This is a genomic window from Bombilactobacillus mellis (assembly GCF_000967245.1).
GTDB classification, from domain to species: Bacteria; Bacillota; Bacilli; order Lactobacillales; family Lactobacillaceae; genus Bombilactobacillus; species Bombilactobacillus mellis.
This window is the reverse complement of the sequence record NZ_KQ033878.1, coordinates 362,649-381,974: the sequence shown is the minus strand read 5'-3', so window position 1 is coordinate 381,974 and position 19,326 is coordinate 362,649. Positions and strand designations below refer to the sequence as shown.

The 19,326-nt window shown below is 35.0% G+C and carries 21 protein-coding genes; 17 read left to right on the top strand and 4 right to left on the bottom strand.

The window, feature by feature from the left end:
- The first annotated feature begins 81 nt into the window (after positions 1 to 81).
- Positions 82 to 924, top strand: a complete 843-nt coding sequence (locus tag JG29_RS06040; RefSeq protein WP_045923059.1) for a competence protein CoiA family protein — start codon at positions 82 to 84, stop codon at positions 922 to 924.
- Here JG29_RS06040 and JG29_RS06035 read toward each other — a convergent pair.
- Positions 872 to 1,486 carry a DsbA family protein gene (locus JG29_RS06035; RefSeq protein WP_045923058.1) on the bottom strand — a complete coding sequence of 205 codons (615 nt, stop codon included), beginning with the start codon at positions 1,484 to 1,486 and terminating at the stop codon, positions 872 to 874. The two genes, JG29_RS06040 and JG29_RS06035, sit on opposite strands and share 53 nt — an antisense overlap.
- 157 nt (positions 1,487 to 1,643) lie before the next feature.
- On the opposite strand from JG29_RS06035, the gene yjbM reads away from it, so the two are divergent.
- Genes yjbM through mgtE form a run of 4 tightly spaced genes read left to right on the top strand, consistent with a single transcriptional unit; the run spans position 1,644 to position 5,432 of the window.
- On the top strand, positions 1,644 to 2,318 hold the full coding sequence (gene yjbM, locus JG29_RS06030) for a GTP diphosphokinase (protein ID WP_045923057.1): 675 nt from the start codon (positions 1,644 to 1,646) through the stop codon (positions 2,316 to 2,318).
- Entirely contained in the window at positions 2,296 to 3,093 is a 798-nt protein-coding gene (locus JG29_RS06025; protein ID WP_045923056.1) for an NAD kinase, read from the top strand. The genes yjbM and JG29_RS06025 overlap by 23 nt, the downstream gene beginning before the upstream one ends.
- Entirely contained in the window at positions 3,093 to 3,986 is an 894-nt protein-coding gene (locus JG29_RS06020) for an RluA family pseudouridine synthase (protein WP_045923055.1), read from the top strand. Before JG29_RS06025 ends, JG29_RS06020 begins: the two co-directional genes overlap by 1 nt.
- 39 nt (positions 3,987 to 4,025) lie before the next feature.
- Positions 4,026 to 5,432 carry a magnesium transporter gene (mgtE, locus tag JG29_RS06015; protein ID WP_045923054.1) on the top strand — a complete coding sequence of 469 codons (1,407 nt, stop codon included), beginning with the start codon at positions 4,026 to 4,028 and terminating at the stop codon, positions 5,430 to 5,432.
- An 80-nt stretch (positions 5,433 to 5,512) separates the two neighbouring features.
- Here mgtE and JG29_RS06010 read toward each other — a convergent pair whose 3' ends face one another.
- Positions 5,513 to 6,340, bottom strand: a complete 828-nt coding sequence (locus JG29_RS06010; protein ID WP_045923053.1) for an undecaprenyl-diphosphate phosphatase — start codon at positions 6,338 to 6,340, stop codon at positions 5,513 to 5,515.
- Positions 6,341 to 6,362: 22 nt separating this feature from the next.
- Positions 6,363 to 7,382: a lactonase family protein gene (locus JG29_RS06005; protein ID WP_045923052.1), complete on the bottom strand. Its 1,020-nt coding sequence runs from the start codon at positions 7,380 to 7,382 to the stop codon at positions 6,363 to 6,365.
- A gap of 271 nt (positions 7,383 to 7,653) precedes the next feature.
- Between JG29_RS06005 and JG29_RS06000 the strand changes: the two genes are divergently transcribed.
- Positions 7,654 to 8,808 carry an AI-2E family transporter gene (locus JG29_RS06000; protein ID WP_045923051.1) on the top strand — a complete coding sequence of 385 codons (1,155 nt, stop codon included), beginning with the start codon at positions 7,654 to 7,656 and terminating at the stop codon, positions 8,806 to 8,808.
- Positions 8,809 to 8,896: 88 nt separating this feature from the next.
- Here JG29_RS06000 and JG29_RS05995 read toward each other — a convergent pair whose 3' ends face one another.
- Positions 8,897 to 9,922 (bottom strand): GMP reductase, encoded by a 1,026-nt coding sequence (locus tag JG29_RS05995; RefSeq protein WP_045923050.1) that lies wholly within the window; start codon positions 9,920 to 9,922, stop codon positions 8,897 to 8,899.
- A 298-nt stretch (positions 9,923 to 10,220) separates the two neighbouring features.
- Here JG29_RS05995 and JG29_RS05990 point away from each other — a divergent pair, with 298 nt between their 5' ends.
- The 11 genes from JG29_RS05990 (at position 10,221) to JG29_RS05940 (ending at position 19,175) form a co-directional block, all read left to right on the top strand.
- Positions 10,221 to 10,730: a tRNA (cytidine(34)-2'-O)-methyltransferase gene (locus JG29_RS05990; RefSeq protein WP_045923049.1), complete on the top strand. Its 510-nt coding sequence runs from the start codon at positions 10,221 to 10,223 to the stop codon at positions 10,728 to 10,730.
- 27 nt (positions 10,731 to 10,757) lie between these two features.
- Positions 10,758 to 11,162, top strand: a complete 405-nt coding sequence (locus JG29_RS05985; protein ID WP_045923048.1) for a DUF1149 family protein — start codon at positions 10,758 to 10,760, stop codon at positions 11,160 to 11,162.
- 28 nt (positions 11,163 to 11,190) lie between these two features.
- Positions 11,191 to 11,871, top strand: a complete 681-nt coding sequence (locus JG29_RS05980; protein WP_376890645.1) for a sugar transferase — start codon at positions 11,191 to 11,193, stop codon at positions 11,869 to 11,871.
- A 94-nt stretch (positions 11,872 to 11,965) separates the two neighbouring features.
- Entirely contained in the window at positions 11,966 to 12,817 is an 852-nt protein-coding gene (locus JG29_RS05975; protein WP_045923047.1) for a glycosyltransferase family 2 protein, read from the top strand.
- A gap of 21 nt (positions 12,818 to 12,838) precedes the next feature.
- On the top strand, positions 12,839 to 13,774 hold the full coding sequence (locus JG29_RS05970) for a glycosyltransferase family 2 protein (protein WP_045923046.1): 936 nt from the start codon (positions 12,839 to 12,841) through the stop codon (positions 13,772 to 13,774).
- A gap of 133 nt (positions 13,775 to 13,907) precedes the next feature.
- Entirely contained in the window at positions 13,908 to 14,294 is a 387-nt protein-coding gene (locus tag JG29_RS05965; RefSeq protein WP_045923045.1) for a hypothetical protein, read from the top strand.
- A gap of 124 nt (positions 14,295 to 14,418) precedes the next feature.
- Positions 14,419 to 15,315 carry a glucose-1-phosphate thymidylyltransferase RfbA gene (gene rfbA, locus JG29_RS05960; protein ID WP_045923044.1) on the top strand — a complete coding sequence of 299 codons (897 nt, stop codon included), beginning with the start codon at positions 14,419 to 14,421 and terminating at the stop codon, positions 15,313 to 15,315.
- Entirely contained in the window at positions 15,287 to 15,868 is a 582-nt protein-coding gene (gene rfbC, locus JG29_RS05955; RefSeq protein ID WP_045923043.1) for a dTDP-4-dehydrorhamnose 3,5-epimerase, read from the top strand. The genes rfbA and rfbC overlap by 29 nt, the downstream gene beginning before the upstream one ends.
- A complete protein-coding gene (gene rfbB / locus JG29_RS05950; protein WP_045923042.1) occupies positions 15,868 to 16,902 on the top strand; it encodes a dTDP-glucose 4,6-dehydratase in 1,035 nt (344 codons plus the stop codon). Before rfbC ends, rfbB begins: the two co-directional genes overlap by 1 nt.
- Positions 16,892 to 17,743 carry a dTDP-4-dehydrorhamnose reductase gene (gene rfbD / locus JG29_RS05945; protein WP_045923425.1) on the top strand — a complete coding sequence of 284 codons (852 nt, stop codon included), beginning with the start codon at positions 16,892 to 16,894 and terminating at the stop codon, positions 17,741 to 17,743. The genes rfbB and rfbD overlap by 11 nt, the downstream gene beginning before the upstream one ends.
- 16 nt (positions 17,744 to 17,759) lie before the next feature.
- A complete protein-coding gene (locus tag JG29_RS05940) occupies positions 17,760 to 19,175 on the top strand; it encodes an oligosaccharide flippase family protein (RefSeq protein ID WP_045923041.1) in 1,416 nt (471 codons plus the stop codon).
- Positions 19,176 to 19,326 lie beyond the last annotated feature (151 nt).

Genomic DNA, 19,326 nt, shown 5'->3' with positions numbered 1-19,326 from the left:
AAGGGTGATCTTATTTTTGCTGCTTATGATCGCAAAGGCAAGCTGGTTTATGCCAATCAATTAGGGTTGCAGGGACCTTTTATGTGTCCAAAATGTCATCAAATAGTCCAATTAATTACTGGGAAAAAGCGTCCATATTTTCGTCATATTGGTGTAAAGTCAAATCTGCAGGCTGAATCGGCTGTGCATTTAGCAGGTAAAAAATGGCTGGCTAATTTTTTCCGGCCCTTTTTTAAAGTAGATCTCGAATATGTTTGGGATGCAGAACAGCGCTTGGATCTCTTCGTTCGCAATTCGCATTGGCGTTTAGCAGTCGAATATCAATGTTCACCTATTAGCAAGGCAGAATTAGCCCGGCGTAATCAATTATACATAAAGAAAACTTTACGTCCGCTCTGGATTTTTGGTCCGCAACATTATCGACGAATACATAACTTACGTCATTTGCAAAATATTGTCAGTTATTCTTCGCAATGGGGCTTTTATGTGCTCTTTAAGTTACCGCAGGACAACTTTTTACGGTTAAATTGTCATTACCAAATAGAACCTCATACTACAATTTTACATTGGCAACAAAGAAAAATTAAACACTGGCAACAATTATTACAGTTAAGAATCACAAAGCCGTTTTATTCTTTACAGCCAATTAATTGGCAAAAATGGTATCAACAGCAACAACAACATCCTAATCGCCAATTTATTATCTTACAGAATTGGTGTTACTCGCATCGCTTATCCTTAATAGAATTCATTAAAAAAACACCGTCGCAGACGATGTTTCCGGTATATATTTATCGACCTTGTTATTTGCCTTTACTGTGGCAACTTCATTACTCAGTCACGACTTTTTTGCCATTAGTAACAACTGCGGCTATTCAAGCATGTGCAGCTGCTGATTACGCAAAATTTGATAATCTTGTTTGACCAATTTATTTAAATAACTTAACAGTTGCGGCGGAGAACAGGATTTAATCAGAACACCTTGTTCGTATAAATGGTTGGAATAGTCATAAATAACTATGGCTGGAGTGGCATTAATTTCAAACTGCGCCGCTTTATTGCGATCTAGTTGACATTGGCTGCTGATGAGTTGACTATTCTTATCTTGCACAAGCGTTGGCCAGTCCAGGCCTACTTTTCTGGCAACGAAACGAACTAATTCCGTGCTGAATTTATAGTGTTTCAGGTTGATCTCATCTTGTAATAACATGAGAAAATTGCGGCCCTTACGGTTTCCTTGAAAAGTGGCCGCCGTATAATACAAAGTGGCTTGATGAATACTTCGAGTAATTTGGTTGCGCAATGCAATATTATGTATATCTAAATGATTGCGCAAAATATAATCATCAACTGCATAAACATTATTGAGCGCAACAAATTTAAAGTGAGCATTAATTTTATGTTGTTGAGTAAATTGGATAATGGTTTTTTCAGTTTTTAAACAGCGATTTCCAATGGGGTTAACAAAGATGAAAATTTCCCACATGAAAAACCCTCCTTAATAATGAAGTTTGGCTAAAGTTCACATACTACATTACCAAATTTTGGCAAAGTTGCAATCCTTTTGCGCTTTTTACGGGTAAAAATATATTTCTAGAATCTCTAACATAATATGGTATAGTAGACACGTTGAGGTGGTCACAATGACAAAAAGAAATTGGAAAGTTTTTTTATTGCCTTATGAACAAGCAGTTAACGAATTAAAAATCAAATTACGTAGTTTACGTAAAGAATATATTGAAAAAGGTGAACATTCACCGATTGAATACGTCATTGGGCGCGTTAAATCCGTCGACAGTATTAAAGAAAAAATGCAGCGTCGCTATATCAAAGCAGAACTCTTGGAGCAAGATATGCAGGATATAGCTGGGATTCGCATTCAATGTCAGTTTGTGGAAGATATTTATCAGGTAGTGGATTTGCTGCATGATCGCACCGATTTATCAGTAGTTGAAGAACGTGATTATATTGCTAATAGTAAGCCCAGCGGTTATCGCTCTTATCATATGGTAATTAAGTATCCAATTCAACAAGCTACTGGTGTCAAAGATATTTTAGCAGAAATTCAAATTCGGACTCTGGCGATGAATTTTTGGTCCACCATTGAGCATTCATTAAATTATAAATATCAGGGTGATTTTCCGAAGGACATTAATGCCCGCTTAAAAAGAGCCGCCGAGGCTTCTTTTATGTTAGATGAAGAAATGTCTAAAATTCGGGGTGAGATTCAAGAAGCACAACAGTATTTTTCGCATCAAAAGGGCCCAGAGCCGACACTTTCCAAGGAGTCAGAACATGAAAGTTTGGATTCAAAATAACACTAAAGACATCTCGCAAAATGTTGCCCATAAGTTAACAAATCGACTTTTAGCTTATGGAGTTCAATTTAGTAAGGATAATCCCGATTTGGTAGTTACAGTTGGCGGTGATGGAACTTTTTTGAGTGCCTTTCATCGTTTTAATAATCAGTTAGAACATGTGGAATTTGTGGGAATTCATACAGGACACTTAGGATTTTATACTGATTGGCAAGATAGCGAAGTTGAAGAACTTGCCCGACGGATTGCTAACGGGAAAAGAAGCGTAATCAGTTTTCCTTTGTTAGAGGTCAGGGTCACTTTTAAAAGTGGTGTAGTGAGTCATTTTCTTTCTTTAAATGAGTCCATTTTAAAACGGGTTTCGCAAACTATGCGTGCTGATATTTTGATTGATGGTCGGCGTTTTGAACGTTTTCGTGGTGATGGGGTAGCTTTATCTACGCCAACCGGTTCTACTGCTTATTCCAAATCTTTAGGAGGTGCGCTTGTTGATCCCTCGTTGGCGGTGATGCAATTTAATGAGATTGCCCCGATTAATAATCGTGTTTACCGGACTGTTAATTCATCATTGATTTTGCCCCAGAGCCAAGTCTTAACAGTAATGCCGGAGCCGCAAGGGGATTATATCATTACCATTGATAACTTATCCTATGATCATTGTTCTGTGCAAAAGGTAGAGTACCAAATTTCTCAGGAAACAATTAAAATTGCCTCTTATCGTCCCAAGAGATTTTGGCTGCGCGTACGTAATGCTTTTTTGGTGGATGATAACTAATGATTTATCGATGGCAAAAACAGGATGCCTGTCCGCAAAAATTAGGGAATTTCCTAGGGCGACAAGGTTTCTCCAAAACTCAGTTAAAAAAACTAAGATTTCATCAGGGTCAAGTTTATGTAAATCATCATCGACGCTATTTTAATTATCAATTACAGCAAAATGATGAAATTCATGTAGTGTTACCCCAAGAAAAAACTTCTACTAAAATTCAGCCTCTGGCAGGACCGGTGACAGTTTTATATGAAGATGATAATTATTTATTGGTTAATAAACCGGCTGGCCTGGCTTCTTTGCCGGTTATGAATATTAATAGTGCTACTTTGGCTAATTATGTAAAATCTTATCTGCAAACCAGCCAAGCCAATAATGACGTCATTCATTTGGTTTCCCGTTTAGATCGTGATACTTCCGGGATTGTAACATTTGCTAAAAATGCATATGCCCATAGCTTGTTAGCGAGTGAATTTCAAACTACAGCTATTACTAAAGAATATGATGCCTTTGTCCAAGGAAAATTTTCCCAAGACCAGTTACAGGGGCAAATTTGCGCTCCCATTGGCGTAGATTGTCATAATCATAACTTACGCTGTGTTACTGACCAAGGCAAATGGGCTGTAACCAAATATCGTGTAATACGTCAATATTCTAATTTTACTTGGGTTAAAGTTCAGTTAGTAACTGGTCGAACCCACCAAATTAGGGTGCATTTTGCTTATTTAGGACATCCTTTAGTAGGAGATGAGGCATATGGCGGGCGGCACGATTTGCTTTCACGCCAAGCCTTACATTGTTGTAGGATTAGTTTTTTGAACCAGCCTGTACAAAAAAGAGTGACGGTAAGGGCGCCACTGCCATTAGATTTAAAAAAGTTATTGCATTCTGAAGATTAAATTTTGGAAAATTACTCAAATTTATGAGAAACTAGAAAAATGATTATTTTGTTTTCTGAATGTGAGGTGACGACTGTGCAAATTTTAGAAAAAGATATTAAATTACAATTTCGGCAGTTAAGAGAATTATTAAATAAACGACATACCAAGCAATTTCGCAAACGTTTCTTAGATATGCATTTTTATGAGCAGGGACAATTTTTTTTAACCCTGAATCACGATCAGCGCCAGCTGTTGTATCAAATTATGGATCCTGATGAAATGGGAGATATGTTTGATACTTTGGAAGATGATCAATTAGACATGTCCCAAATTCTGGCAGAAATGGATCTTAAATATGCTTCACAAGTGCTTAACAGTATGTATGATGATAATGCGGCCGATTTTTTGGAGCATTTAGATAAAAGTGAAGTCGATCGTTATTTATCGTTAATGCCGCAAGCAGATGCTAATCAATTGCGAGGCTTATTACATTATGATACCCAAACTGCCGGTGGTTTAATGACCACTGATTATGTAGTTATGTATCAGGATTTAACCGTCAAAGAAGCTTTAGATTTACTACGTAAATATGCACGTACTGCTGAAACCATTTATTATTTATACGTCATTGATGCTGATAATGATTTAGTGGGCACATTGTCTTTACGAGAATTATTTGTTCATAACCAAAAAGCAATTTTGAGTACTATTATGACCAGAAATGTGATTTCAGTTTTTGTGGATGATGATCAAGAGGCCGTAGCGCAAGTATTTCGGGATTACGAATTTGTGGCTTTGCCGGTAGTTGATCATGCACATAAACTGATGGGCATTGTTACCGTTGATGATGTGATCGAAGTTATTGATGATGAAGCACAAGATGACTATTCCAAATTAGCCGGTGTTGATGTGGATGAATCTAAAAGCACTCCGGTGAAAGCGGCGAGCAGTCGGTTGCCATGGTTAATTACTTTACTGTTTTTAGGAATGATTACTGCAACTTTAATTTCCCATTTTGAAAATTTACTTAGTCAAGCCAGCATTTTAGCGGTTTTTATTTCTTTAATTACGGGAACTGCTGGTAATGCCGGAACCCAAAGTTTAGCTGTTGCAGTCAGACGTTTGTCTTTGACCAATAACAAACCGCGGCATTTATTAATGTTATTACTGAAAGAATTAATTACGGGCTTAATTATTGGTTTAGTTACTGGGCTGACGATTTTAGTAGTAGTCGGTTTGTGGAAGAAGAATTTTGTTTTGGGCGCTGTTATTGGACTTGCCATGATGGTGGCTATTACTGTTGCTAATTTAGCGGGTAGTTTAATTCCCATGTTGATGGCTAAAATCGGCTTTGATCCTGCTGTAGCTAGTGGCCCCTTTATTAGTACCTTAAGTGATTTAACCAGTGTATTGATTTATTTTAATATTGCTAGTTTATTTATGGGCTTTTTCACGGGTTTATAAAAGCAAAAATTATTTAAAAAAAGATGCAGCCTTGAGGGTTTGCATCTTTTTTCGAGAAATTTTATTTATAATTTTAATAATTATTTGAGAAATCCAAAATAACCAATAACAATAATTGCTAGAATAATGCGATACCAACCGAAAGCTTTAAAGTCATTTTTCTTAATATAATCCAGTAAAAATTTAATAGCAGCATAGGCTACAATAAAAGATACTAAAGTACCTACGATTAAGACAATGCTTTGAGCGCCGGTAAAGCTATGACCATGAATAAAGTATTTAAATAGTTTTAAACCACTAGCTCCAAACATTGTAGGAATAGCTAAGAAAAAGGAAAACTCAGTAGCGACAAATCGTGAACTGCCAATTAACATCGCCCCTAAGATGGTAGCACCAGAACGTGAAGTTCCCGGTACCAGGGATAAAACTTGAAAAGCACCAATGGCTAAAGCAATAGAATACGGTAAAGTGTTAAGATCAGTCAAATGCGGATGCCGATGATGATTATAATTTTCCACGACTATAAACAAAATACCATAAATTAGTAAGGTTGCTGAAATTACTTGCCAGTTATTAAAATGAGCATCCATGAAGTCATTAAGGGGTAAACCGATAATAACGGAAGGAAGACACGCCACGATGACCTTTAGCCAAAGAATCCAAGTCGCCTTTTTTTCAGAAGGATTTTTCTGAGGAGAGAACGGATTTAATTTATGAAAATAAATGACGACAACTGCTAAAATAGCGCCCAACTGAATAACTACCATGAACATATTGATAAAAGCTTGTGATTCTTGTAATTTAACAAATTCATTGGCTAAATAAAGGTGTCCCGTTGAACTGATAGGCAAAAATTCGGTAATTCCTTCAATAATGCCAAGAATAACTGCCTTAATAATATTTAACATAAAAGACTACACTCCAGATAATTTAATAGAAAACAATGCAAGTTCCTTCCGGTACTTGGGTATCATTATTGATAAAGGTTAAATAACCAGTTGTTAAATTGCGTTGAAAAATCGAAACGTTATTAGATTTTTGATGCGGAACTAAAATATACTTTCCAGTTAAATCAAAAGCAAAATCACGAGGGAAGTCTCCTTGCGTTTGAATAGTTTGCAGGTGCTCCAGAGTTTGCCCGTCCGCACTAACTTTAAAAGTAACCAAAGAATTGTGGCCTCGATTGGAAGTATATAAAAATTGTCCATCAGCACTAATCTTAATAGCAGCAGCAATATTATCCCCTTGATAGCCGGCGGGCATTAAAGGATAGGTACATAGTTGGGTAAATTTACCCTGATGATAATGCAAGACTAAAATTATTGACGCCAGCTCACAAATACAATAAGCCCAATCAGGATGTTGGGGATTAAAAACCAAATGTCGCGGTGCAGATCCAGCCGGAGCTTGGAATTCACTCACAAAAGAAGCTTTTCCATTGGCATCTATACTATAGGTGAGAATCTTATCACTACCATAATCGCAAATAACCAAATTACCATCGGGTGTAAGATGCGCTAAATGCGGATGCGAAGCATCCTGTTCAGGACGCACGCTGTGACCGGTCAATTGAATTTTATCAGTAATAGTTAGAGTTTTATCTGAATTAATTTTATGCACCGTTACAATACCGGTATGAAAATTAGCAGAAAAAACCAGTTGTTTACGATCGGAAACTTCCACATAAGCAGGTGAATTTTTGGGTTGCAGGGCACTGCCTAAGTATTTAAAGTTGTGCTTGATATCATAAGCAGCTACGCCACCTTGATCACCATCTTTGATCACAGAATAAAGTATATTTTCATTAGAAATTGCAAAGTAAGTGGGTCCAGCTAATTTAATTGCCAAGTCAGCAGTTGAAAGTTGAGCATTTTCAGTATTAAACTGTAACTGATAAATGCCTTTACTGGTTTGCCGTGTGTAGCCTCCAATTAGTAGATTTTCTTGCATGTTAGAAATCACTCCTTTGAACAACATTTTATAACAAACCTTTGCAAAATGCTGGTAGAATTACTGTAAGATTATAAGTAAAGTTGATTGCTGGTCGATACTTAGGGGATTGACGGCATTATTATCTTAAGTATATTCACTGAACAATTGTTATTATAATGCAAAATAGTGAATAAAAATTAAGTGATCGGGATTCTATTGTTGCACTTTTTAGATAATATCTTATTGATTTTTTGGAATAACTGATTTATATGATAACGGAGGAACAAGTATGAATTCTAATCACCAAACGTGGTTTACCAAGTGGTTTTTAAATAATAAAGTAACAATTGTCTTACTAAATATTTTATTAATTTTCTTAATTATTTCTGCTTTTATAAAAGTTAGTTATATTTTTCGTCCGATCCAACAGATATTAGGAATTATCTTACCGCCTCTGATTGTAGCTGGTATTTTGTATTATTTGATTAATCCCTTAATTGATTTGTTGGAACGGCGCTTTCATATTAAGCGGGTTTGGTCAATTAGTGTGATTTTTATTATTATTTTTGCCATACTGGTTTGGATTATTGTTTCGCTAATTCCTATTATTCAAAATCAAGCCACTTCTTTAATTCATAATATTCCCAATTATTGGCGAACTTTACAAGAGATGCTCATGAAACTCAGTTCGGAACCTCATTTACAGAGCCTGCATCTCGCCAATAAATTTTCCCCCTTAAAATTAACCAAATCTCTTTCTAGTAGTCTGAATGGAGTTTTTAATAATGCAGTGGGCAATATTACTTCGGCTGTAGGCATAGTAAGTAATGTAGTTATGATTATTTTGACTGCGCCGTTTGTATTGTTTTTTATGCTAAAAGATGATCAAAAAATTAAACCAAGCATTTTAAAATATGTACCCCAACGTCTTCAGGATTCGCTTTCAGCGACTTTGACAGAGGTTAATCAAGCTTTAAGTTCTTATGTGCGTGGCCAATTGACGGTAGCATTTTGGGTAGCGGTAATGTTTGCTGTGGGTTATTTAATTGCGGGCATGCCTTATGGAATTATCTTAGGAATTTTTGCGGGAGTTTGTAACTTGATTCCCTATATCGGTTCTGCAATTGGTTTAATACCAGCAATTATCTTGGCTTTAATTAATGGTCATAATATGCTGTTATATGTTATTATCATTTTTGCTATCGAACAAACAATTGAAACTCGGGTAGTGTCACCGTTGGTCGTAGGTAATAAAATGAACATGCATCCGGTAACTACTATTTTTGTTTTGTTAATTTCCGGGGGAATGTTTGGTTTATTGGGCGTCATTGGCGGGATTCCCCTCTATGCGATTTTAAAAATTTTAGTAAGTAAAATATTTGCTTGGATTCAGCAAAATTCTTCTTGGTATGAAAAGGACACTTCCACGGAAGAAAATAAATAATTAAAATTATAATTGCTTATTAAAAAAGAAGAGGACGAGATAGATATCTATCTTATCCTCTTCTTGAGTTGGAAAATAATAAAATTTATTAACTGTTAAGGTTACCTAAATCATGATTAATTACAGCTGCATCACCGTTATAAATAGAATTTTTAATTACTACATAATTAACGTGGCGTAAATCAGATAATTGGGTACCACCCGCATAAGAAATAGCCGATTGCAAGTCTTCCTGCATTTCTTTTAAAGTAGCCTGTAAAGAGCCTTTATAAGGTACAATTACCTTTTTACCTTCGATGTTTTTAACTTCTTTTTTTTGTAGGGCAGAAGCTGAACCATAATAGACCTTAAATTTTTGACCATTACGTTCTAAAATTTCACCCGGATTTTCATCATGACCAGCTAAGAGAGAACCGATCATAACAAAACTCGCTCCAAATCTGAGAGATTTGGCAATATCACCGTTGGTTCGAATGCCGCCATCGGCAATAATTGGCTTACGGGCAGCTTTGGCGCAGAGCCGGATGGCAGCTAATTGCCAGCCCGCAGTGCCAAAACCAGTTTTAATTTTAGTAATACAGGCTCTTCCAGGGCCGATACCGACTTTAGTAGCGTCTGCTCCCGCTTCTTCTAAGAAGTGAACGGCATCAGCAGTAGCAATATTACCCGCAATTACAAACGTAGTCGGCAATTTACTTTTAATATACTGAATCATATCAGCAACAGTTTTAGCGTAGCCATGAGCAATATCAATCGTGATGTATTCCGGAATTAACTGTTGTTGCGCTAATTGATCAATTAATTGATAGTCATGAGGTTGAACTCCCACACTGATGGAAGCAATCAGATGTTGCTCCTGCATTTTTTGCACGAAGGCCAAACGTTTGTCAGGTTCAAAACGATGCATAACATAAAAATAGTTATTTTTTGCCAGCCATTGCGCTAATTTTTCGTCAATAATACTGGACATATTCGCTGGAACAACGGGAATTTTAAAGGTATGCGAGCCTAACTGAGCAGAAGTATCTGCTTGTGAGCGGTGTTCCAGGATGCATTTTTGGGGAATTAATTGGATATCTTCGTAATCAAAAACACTAAAAGGATTATTCTCCATTAAAAAGAAACCACCTTAAACTTATTTGCGAACTATTTAAAAAATTATTTTATAATTGTTCGCCACTTAATATTTAAATATATTTTATAAATAAGTCAAGCCTTAATTTATACTTGCATTTAACAATTAATTGAGATATATTGTTTTAAGCGCCAATTCGGGGCCTTTTATCAGATGCTGGTTTGATAAAAGGATTCGATATCTGCGTACTAACGTATTTTCTTGCTGCGAGAGCCGAGAGAATGCGTTTTTTTCGTTTATTTATGTTAAAATTAAAAAGATTGAAAGAAGTGTTGAAATGACTAATCATATTGCTTTGTTTGAACCATTAATGCCAGCAAATACTGGTAATATTGCCCGGACTTGTGCTGGTACTAATACTGTTTTACATCTGATTCGGCCTTTAGGTTTTAGTTTGGATGATAAACATATGAAAAGAGCAGGTTTGGATTATTGGGATAAAGTGAAATTAATTGTGCATGATGATTTGGCAGATTTTTTAGCAACAATCCCTGATCAAAGATATTTGTATTTAATTTCTAAATTTTCTGATAGAATTTATACAGATGTTGATTATTCTGATATTACGCAAGATCATTATTTTTTGTTTGGCAAAGAAACAACGGGTTTACCTGAAAAATTTATGCGGGAAAATCCAGAAAAATGTTTGCGTATTCCCATGACTGCTAACATCCGAGCTTTGAATTTATCCAATTCATGCGCGTTGGTGATCTATGAAGCTGTTTGTCAACAACATTTTGTGGGAATGGAATTAACTCATCGTTATGCACATGATAAATTGCATTAATTTTTGTTTATTGAGGGGGAAATCAATATGAAAGTAGCGAAAGGTCCAATTGTGGTTCAGTCCTATCATTACGATTTAGTAGATCCCGATAGTGAAATAAGAACCAACTTACAAGTTCAAGTTCAAGATTATGAAGATTCCGAGCAGCAGTCAGAAGGGAAAATGATTCAAATTATGACGCCGTTTGGTATTCATCCGGAAAAGGCTCCTTTTGCCATTTCTGGTTTGATTGGGCAAGTTATTCAATTTCCTGATTGGAAACCGGATGAGCCTTTACAATTAAATGCCGAGCAGATGCAAGAGCTATCACAACCACTAGTGGAACAAATTCAAATTATTACTTATCAATTAACTGCAATGACTTTGGATCATGGTTATCAATTAGATTTTCAGCCTACAACAGGTGAGAAACAAAAACCCGACCATCAGTAGGGTAATATTCTAATTGGGGATAAGAAAAGTGAAAAAAGATTTAGTAAGTGTTAATAAACCTATAGCTAATCATAATTTGGATTTTTCTTTTCAACAAAAGCGCTATGTGTATCGAACTCTCAAACGAATTTTTGACATTGTTCTCAGTTTATTAGGTTTATTATTATTTATTCTGCCCGGATTAGTTATTGCTTATTTAATTAAGGCTGAAGAACCAAAAGGAAGGATTTTTTATACACAAATTCGGATTGGCAAAAATAGAAAACCTTTTAAAATGTATAAATTTAGGTCAATGAAAGAAGGAGCCGATCAACAACTAAGCAGTTTGTTAACTAAAAACGAGGCTGAAGGTCCCATGTTTAAAATGGAACATGATCCCCGTGTAACTAAAATTGGTGAAAAAATCAGATCTCATAGTTTAGATGAGATTCCGCAGTTGTTTAATGTTTTAAAAGGAGATATGTCCTTAGTAGGTCCACGCCCCCCTTTAGAACGAGAAGTTATTGACTATACGGATTATGATCTACAGAGATTAAATGTGAAACCAGGATGTACCGGTTTATGGCAAGTTAGTGTTCGTAGTAATGTTGGTTTTCATGACATGCTGCGACTTGATCTAACTTATATCGCCCATTGTAATCTTTGGCTGGATTTGAAAATATTATTACGGACTGTCAAGATCATGATTATGCCTAATACTGCTTACTAAAACTAATTAGCTGAAGATTAAATGATAAAAATAATTGCGATAGTTAAAACTACTAATTTAGTTTTTATCTCAATAAAAGGGGTATATATTAATAATGTTAAAAATTGGCTTATTTATACCTACTCTTAATCCCGGAATTAATTTTAAAAAAACTATCAGTATGGTTAATCAGCAAGCTGGAAACTTTGAATTACGCAAATTAATTATTGACAGTGAATCAACTGACAATACCATTCAACTAGCTCAGCAAGCTGGGTTTGAATATAAAACTATTCCGCGAATAACTTTTACACATGGTAAAGTAAGAAGGATAGCTGTTAATTTACTTTCTGACTGCGATTATATTGTCTTTTTATCTCAAGATGTATATTTACAAGAAAATGCACTGAAAAATATCTTGGAATTTATTCGCTCAAATCGTAATATGGCTCTTGCTTATGGGAAACAACGCAGTGACCCTCAGGTAGTGGGCTGGTTAAATGCATTAGATCGTCAATTTAATTATTCTGATACCTCTTTAATAAAAAATTGGCAAAACCGCAAACTTTATGGTTTAAAGACTGTTTTTTCTTCTGATGCATTTGCAATATATGATAAAAATATCTTACTGAAACTAGGTAATTTTCCGGAAAAGGTTAATTTTTCTGAAGATATGTTAATGGCATCCTTGGCGATTAAGGCTCAGTATAGTATTGGTTACTGTGCTCAGGCTACTTGTATTCATAACCAAGGTTTGAACTATTACCAGCTTTACAAGCGTTATCGTAAAATTAGTAATTTTCATAAGCAGTATCCCTGGATTAGAAAACAATTTGGAGGTGCAACATCCGAAGGTATAAAATTAGTTAAATATGAATTGGATTTTTTAATTTCTCAAAAATTGTTTTACTTAATTCCGAGTTTAATTATTCGAAGTGCCATTAAATATGTAGCCTTTCGGATTTAATTAAAAACATAAGGAGCTTTTATGGAGAATAATAGTGGTAAAGTGGCTATTTTGATGGCAACTTATAATGGTAGCAAGTACCTTAAACAACAGCTTAATTCTATTTTGAAGCAAACATATCAAAACTTTGTTTTATTTATTAGTGATGATCACTCTTCTGATAATACCCTGGATATTATTCACGATTATGAGGCAGTTTATCCCCAAAAAATATTATTAATCAAAAACGATCATGATGTTCGAGGAGTTAAAACTAATTTTGCCAATCTGATTAGCTACGTTAAAGCCAATTGCCTCCATGATTTTGATTATTTTATGTTGAGTGATCAAGATGATTTTTGGAAAAACAATAAAATAGCGATAAGTATACAACCATTAATTTATCAGCAGCCACCGATATTAGTACATACTGATCTAACGGTCGTAGACCAAAATTTAAAATTGATTAATCGTTCTTTTGTAAAAATGGGTAAAATTAATGGTTTTAATCATAAATTGCAAAGACTCTTAGTTCAAAATAATGTTACTGGCTGTACGATGGTTTGGAATAAAGCTTTAATGAAAATTATTCAACCTGATTTTACTAAAGCTATTATGCATGATTGGTTTATTGCTCTCATCGCCAATTGTTCTGGTCAAATTATTTTTATACCACAAGCGACTGTTCTTTATCGACAGCATAAAGATAATTTAGTCGGTATTAAAAATGTACTAGTAGATCTAATAAAGAAGTTAGGGAATTTAAAACAGGTTAAGCAATCATTGAATGATACTTTTATTCAAGCTCAATTTTTACAAGATAATTATAATTTCAACTCTCAAAGTACAGAAATTATTAATAATTATCTCAATATTATGAAACATCAGAATAAAATTGTTCGAATATTTATAATTCTAAAAAATGGTTATTTAAAATTTGGACTTATTAGAATTTTGGGAGAAATGGTTTTCATTTAATTTTTTTTGAATTAAATAATAAAATAGGAGCTGAATCTATTCTTGGAAATATTGCTACTCTAGATATTGCTTTAACGAATTAAATTGACTATCCGTTATAGATTGAAATCCTTCAATAATCGAGGTTTGAGCAATGCCTAAGTTGTTACTAAGATCAACTTTCGATAAGATTAGCACCATAAAGAATTATCAAGATTTATTTGTTTGTCACTTACAAGATTTTAAATTTTTAATTGACTTTGTGAGTAACCATACTCTCAAGACAAGCCAGGACAGCTTGAAATGTGGCAATCAACAAAATAAGCAAAGTCAGTTTAGCCAGTCTGTGCAAGAGGGAGCTTTAAAGTTTGTGTCGGAATTTAATAATAATTCTATAGCTGATTATATTAATCTGGATAGTAAGACGATGTTTGCACCTTTATATCAGCTAGAAACTCAGCCCACTTTGAGAGGATCACGCCGATTTGGCGATTTAAATGATTCGGTTTGGAAAATAGGCTACTTAAAAAAGGCTTTTTAAACTAAGTTTAAATTATGCTCGCTTATATGATTACTTATACGATATATGGCAAAAATTTAAAAAATACACACATTGATTCTGGTTACTTTTGTTAACAATTTTGATTGTGAAGGTGTGATTGATAATGAAGGGTATTATTTTAGCTGGTGGCTCAGGAACCCGGCTTTATCCAATGACAAAAGTGATTTCCAAGCAATTACTCCCCGTTTATGATAAGCCTATGATCTATTATCCCTTATCAGTTTTAATGTTGGCTGGTATTCGCGATATTTTGATTATTTCTACTCCTAAAGATTTGCCGCGCTTTCAAGAATTGTTGACTGACGGCCAGTACTTGGGAATAAATCTCAGTTATGCGGTGCAAACAACTCCACGTGGATTAGCAGAAGCTTTTATTATTGGTAAAAATTTTATCGGCAAAGATACTGTTTGTTTAATTTTAGGTGATAATATTTTTTATGGGAGTGACTTATCTAAATTATTACAGCAATGTACCAAAAAAAATCAGGGAGCAACAGTTTTTGGCTATCATGTCAAAGATCCGAAACGTTTTGGGGTCTTAGAATTTGATGCTAAAAAGCAGGTGCAATCAATTGTGGAAAAGCCACAGCATCCTGCTAGTGATTATGCGATTACGGGATTATATTTTTATGATAATCAAGTAGTTGATATTGCTTCTCAAGTGCAGCCTTCAGACCGCGGTGAATTGGAAATAACTAGCATAAACCAATATTACTTGGCTCAAGGGCAATTATCGGTTGAGATTCTGCGCCGCGGCTATGCTTGGTTAGATACGGGAACGCCTGATTCGCTTCAAGAAGCCAGTAACTTTATTGCAACTATTCAACATAATCAAAATTTAAAAGTGGCTTGTTTAGAAGAAATCGCTTATCGAATGGGATATATTACTTCAGAACAAGTAGATAAATTGGCACAACCATTAAAACAAACTGATTATGGTCAATATTTATTAAGGTTGGTGAAAAATAATAATGGGTCAATTAAAAATAGAGACAACTGATTTACAAGATGTTAAATTACTGACACCTCAAGTTTTTGGTGATCAAAGAGGTTTCTTTACGGAGGCTTATTCGCAACGCGATTTTCAAGCTGGGGGAATTAATTATAGTTTTGTTCAAGACAATCATTCTTGGTCCAGTAAAAAAGGTATTTTACGAGGTTTACACTTTCAAAATGGTCAAGCAGCCCAAACCAAATTAGTGCGGGTAGTGAGTGGAATGATCTGGGATGTCATTGTCGATCTACGTGATGGTTCACCTACCTATTTAAAATGGCAGGGCTATCTTTTGTCAGAAATTAATCATCGCCAATTATTAATTCCCAAAGGCTTTGCCCATGGTTTTGTCACTTTAACGGATAATGTTAATTTTTTATACAAATGTGACAATTATTATGATGCTCAAGCCGATGCCGGAATTTCCTATCGTGATGAGCAGCTCAATATTGAATGGCCAGTTGACTTAAAACAAGTGATCGTCTCAACTAAAGATGCGCATCAGCCCAGCTTAAGTGAATTTTTAGAAAATAATCCTTTTATTTATGGAGAAATTTAATGTATCGAAAAATTTTAATAACTGGTGGAGCTGGATTTATTGGTTCTAATTTTGTACATTACTTAATTCAAAACCAGCCGCAAGTACAACAAATAATGGTCTTGGATAAACTGACATATGCGGGTAATCGTGCTAATCTGGCCGATTTACCATCAAATAAAGTACATTTAATAGTAGGCGATGTCTGCGATAAATCTTTAGTAGAAAGATTAGTCTCCAAAGTAGATGCTGTAGTTCATTATGCTGCTGAAACTCATAATGATAATTCTTTAAGAAATCCGGATCCTTTTATTCAAACTAATATTGTAGGCACTTATACTCTAATTCAGGCTTGCTGTAAATATAAAATTCGTTACCATCATATTTCCACTGATGAAGTTTATGGAGATTTACCATTACGTAAAAATCTGCCTCACCATGGGGAAGGTCCCAAGGAGAAATTTACTACTAAAAGCTGTTATAATCCCAGTAGTCCTTATTCTGCCTCTAAGGCTAGCTCAGATTTGTTAGTGCGGGCTTGGGTACGTTCTTTTGGTTTACAGGCAACTATTTCCAATTGTTCTAATAATTATGGTCCTTATCAGCATATTGAAAAATTCATTCCCCGCCAAATTACCAATATCCTTTGCGGCTTGCGTCCTAAATTATATGGTAATGGGCAAAATGTCCGTGATTGGATTCATACCCAAGATCACTCCCGCGCTGTGTGGACTATTTTAAATCGCGGACAAATCGGAGCAACTTATTTAATTGGTGCTAATGGTGAAAAAAGCAACCTGGAAGTTTTACAATTGATTTTAAAATTAATGCATCAACCTCAAAATGCTTTTGACTGGGTAAAAGATCGACCCGGACATGACCTACGCTATGCGATTGATGCTACTAAATTACAACAAGAGCTCGGCTGGCGGCCGCAATTTACTAATTTTGCAAGCGGGTTGCAGCAAACAATTGATTGGTATAGTAGTCATCAAGCATGGTGGCGAGCCGAGAAAAAAGCCGTAGAAAGTGCGTATCAAAAAAATGGACAATAGCAGAGTTTTAATTATTGGCGCCAGTGGACAATTAGGGACAGAATTACAGATTCTATTACAAAGTAAAAATTTACAGTTTTTGTCTCCTGATTCACAACAATTGGATCTCACCAGCAAAAATTCCATCATGAATTATTTATCAAAATGGCGGCCACAAATTATTTTTGATTGTGCCGCTTATACTAACGTTGATGCAGCCGAGCAAGATCCGGGGAAAAATTTAAACTGGCAAATTAATGATTTAGGAACATTATACTTGGCTCAAGCAGCTCAAAATCTGAATGCCACCTTATTTTATTTAAGTACTGATTATGTTTTTGACGGATTGCAGCCAACGCCTTATCAAATTGAGGATCAACCTAATCCCCAAAATGAATATGGAAAAGCCAAATTAGCTGGTGAACAACATATTAGACAGATATTAAACAAGTATTATATAATTCGCACATCATGGCTTTTTGGTCAATATGGTCATAATTTTGTTCAAACAATGTTGCATTTAGCTAAGTCGCAACCTGAAATTACGGTGGTTAACGATCAATTTGGGCGACCTACTTGGACCAGAACGTTGGCTGAATTTATGGTTTTTGCTTGGGAGCATGCTCTGCAATTCGGTACTTATCACTTGGCTAATGCCGGCAGCTGTTCGTGGTATGAATTTGCCCAAGAGATTTTAAAAAACCAGCCTGTCCAAGTTGTGCCGGTTACATCACAGCAATATCGACAAACAGCATATCGCCCCCGTCGATCTTTGTTAAGCCTCGATAAGGTCTTAGCTGCCGGCTTTTCACTGCCTCAGTGGCCAGCGGCCTTAAAAAAATGTCTGAATCGAAAAAAATAATTCGTAGGTAATTAATTTGCAACTAATTAAAAATTATCTTTATAACGTGTTTTACCAACTGTTTATTCTCATTGTGCCGCTAATTACCATGCCCTATATCTCACGTGTATTAGGTCCTACCGGTAGCGGGATTAATTATTTGACCAGTGCTAATACACAATATTTTATTTTGTTAGGAAGTCTAGGCATAACACTTTATGGTAATCGGCAGATTGCTTATTTACGAGATAATAAACAACGAGTTTCCCAAGCTTTTTGGGAAATATTTTTACTACGGTGTTTAACGACCTTAGTTGCATTAAGTAGTTTTTACATTTTTGTTTATTTTAATCATACATATCAAGGGGCTTATTTGATGCAGTCAATTTTAATTATAGCAACTGCGTTAGATATATCTTGGTTTTTTATGGGAGTAGAGAATTTTAAGGTTACCGTTTCACGTAATGTGATTGTTAAAATTTTCTCTATTTTATTCATCTTTACCTTAGTGAAGACGAAAAACGATGTAATCATTTATATTTTTATTTTATCTTTATCGCAATTGCTAGGTAATTTAGCCTTATTTCCGTATTTACGGCACTATATTAACTGGCCTCAATGGCGTCAACTACAAATTTGGCAGCATTTACGACCTTCTTTGGCTTTATTTTTGCCGCAAGTGGCTATGCAAATTTACTTAATTTTAAATAAAACAATGGTTGGTTGGTTAGTTTCGGTGAAAGCTACAGGTTTTTATACTTATTCTGATAATACTATTCGTGCCGTGTTAACTTTGGGGACTTCTTTGGCAACAGTGATGATGCCGCGTGTAGCTAACACTTTTATTCATGGTGACATAAAACAAGTTAATAAGTATACTCAATTATCTTTTGATTTTGCTAGTGCTTTGGCAGTACCGTTGATGTTTGGCATTGCAGCAGTTTCTTTAAAATTTGTACCCAGTTTTTTGGGAGCTGGTTATAGTCCAGTAGCTTATTTGATGATAATAGAAACTTTATTAATTTTACCGGTGACTTGGACCAGCGTCATTGGAAATCAATATTTGATTCCGCTAGGTAGAAATCGGACTTATACTAATTCTGTACTTTTGGGAGCTCTGATCAGTATTGTTCTGAATGTTCCCTTAATTCTTTTGTTTCAAACCCAAGGAGCAATGATAGTCTCTGTGGTCTGTGAATTTGCAGTAGCCTTTTATCAGCTGTACGCTATTCGTCAAGAGTTACCGTTACGCTTTTTGTTTAATGAATTTTGGAAATATCTCTTTGCTGGTCTGATAATGTTTGTAATTGTTTTTTATTTACATTTACACTGGAAATTTACCCTTTTGACCTTCTTTGTAGAGGTAGCAGCAGGAATATCCATTTATTTGGCAGGTCTGTTGATACTTAAGGCCCCAGTTTTATCAAGACTTAAAATATTATTAGCAAAATAAACGCTAAGTTCTTTGAATTAGTTATAAGTTAAATCTGACAATTAGAAAATAAAAACCGCATTTGTGCGGCTTTTTTAGATTAAGTAAAATTCTAACACGTCTTAAAAAAGTTTTAAAAAGAGTTTCCAAATTATAGTAAACAACAATCTTA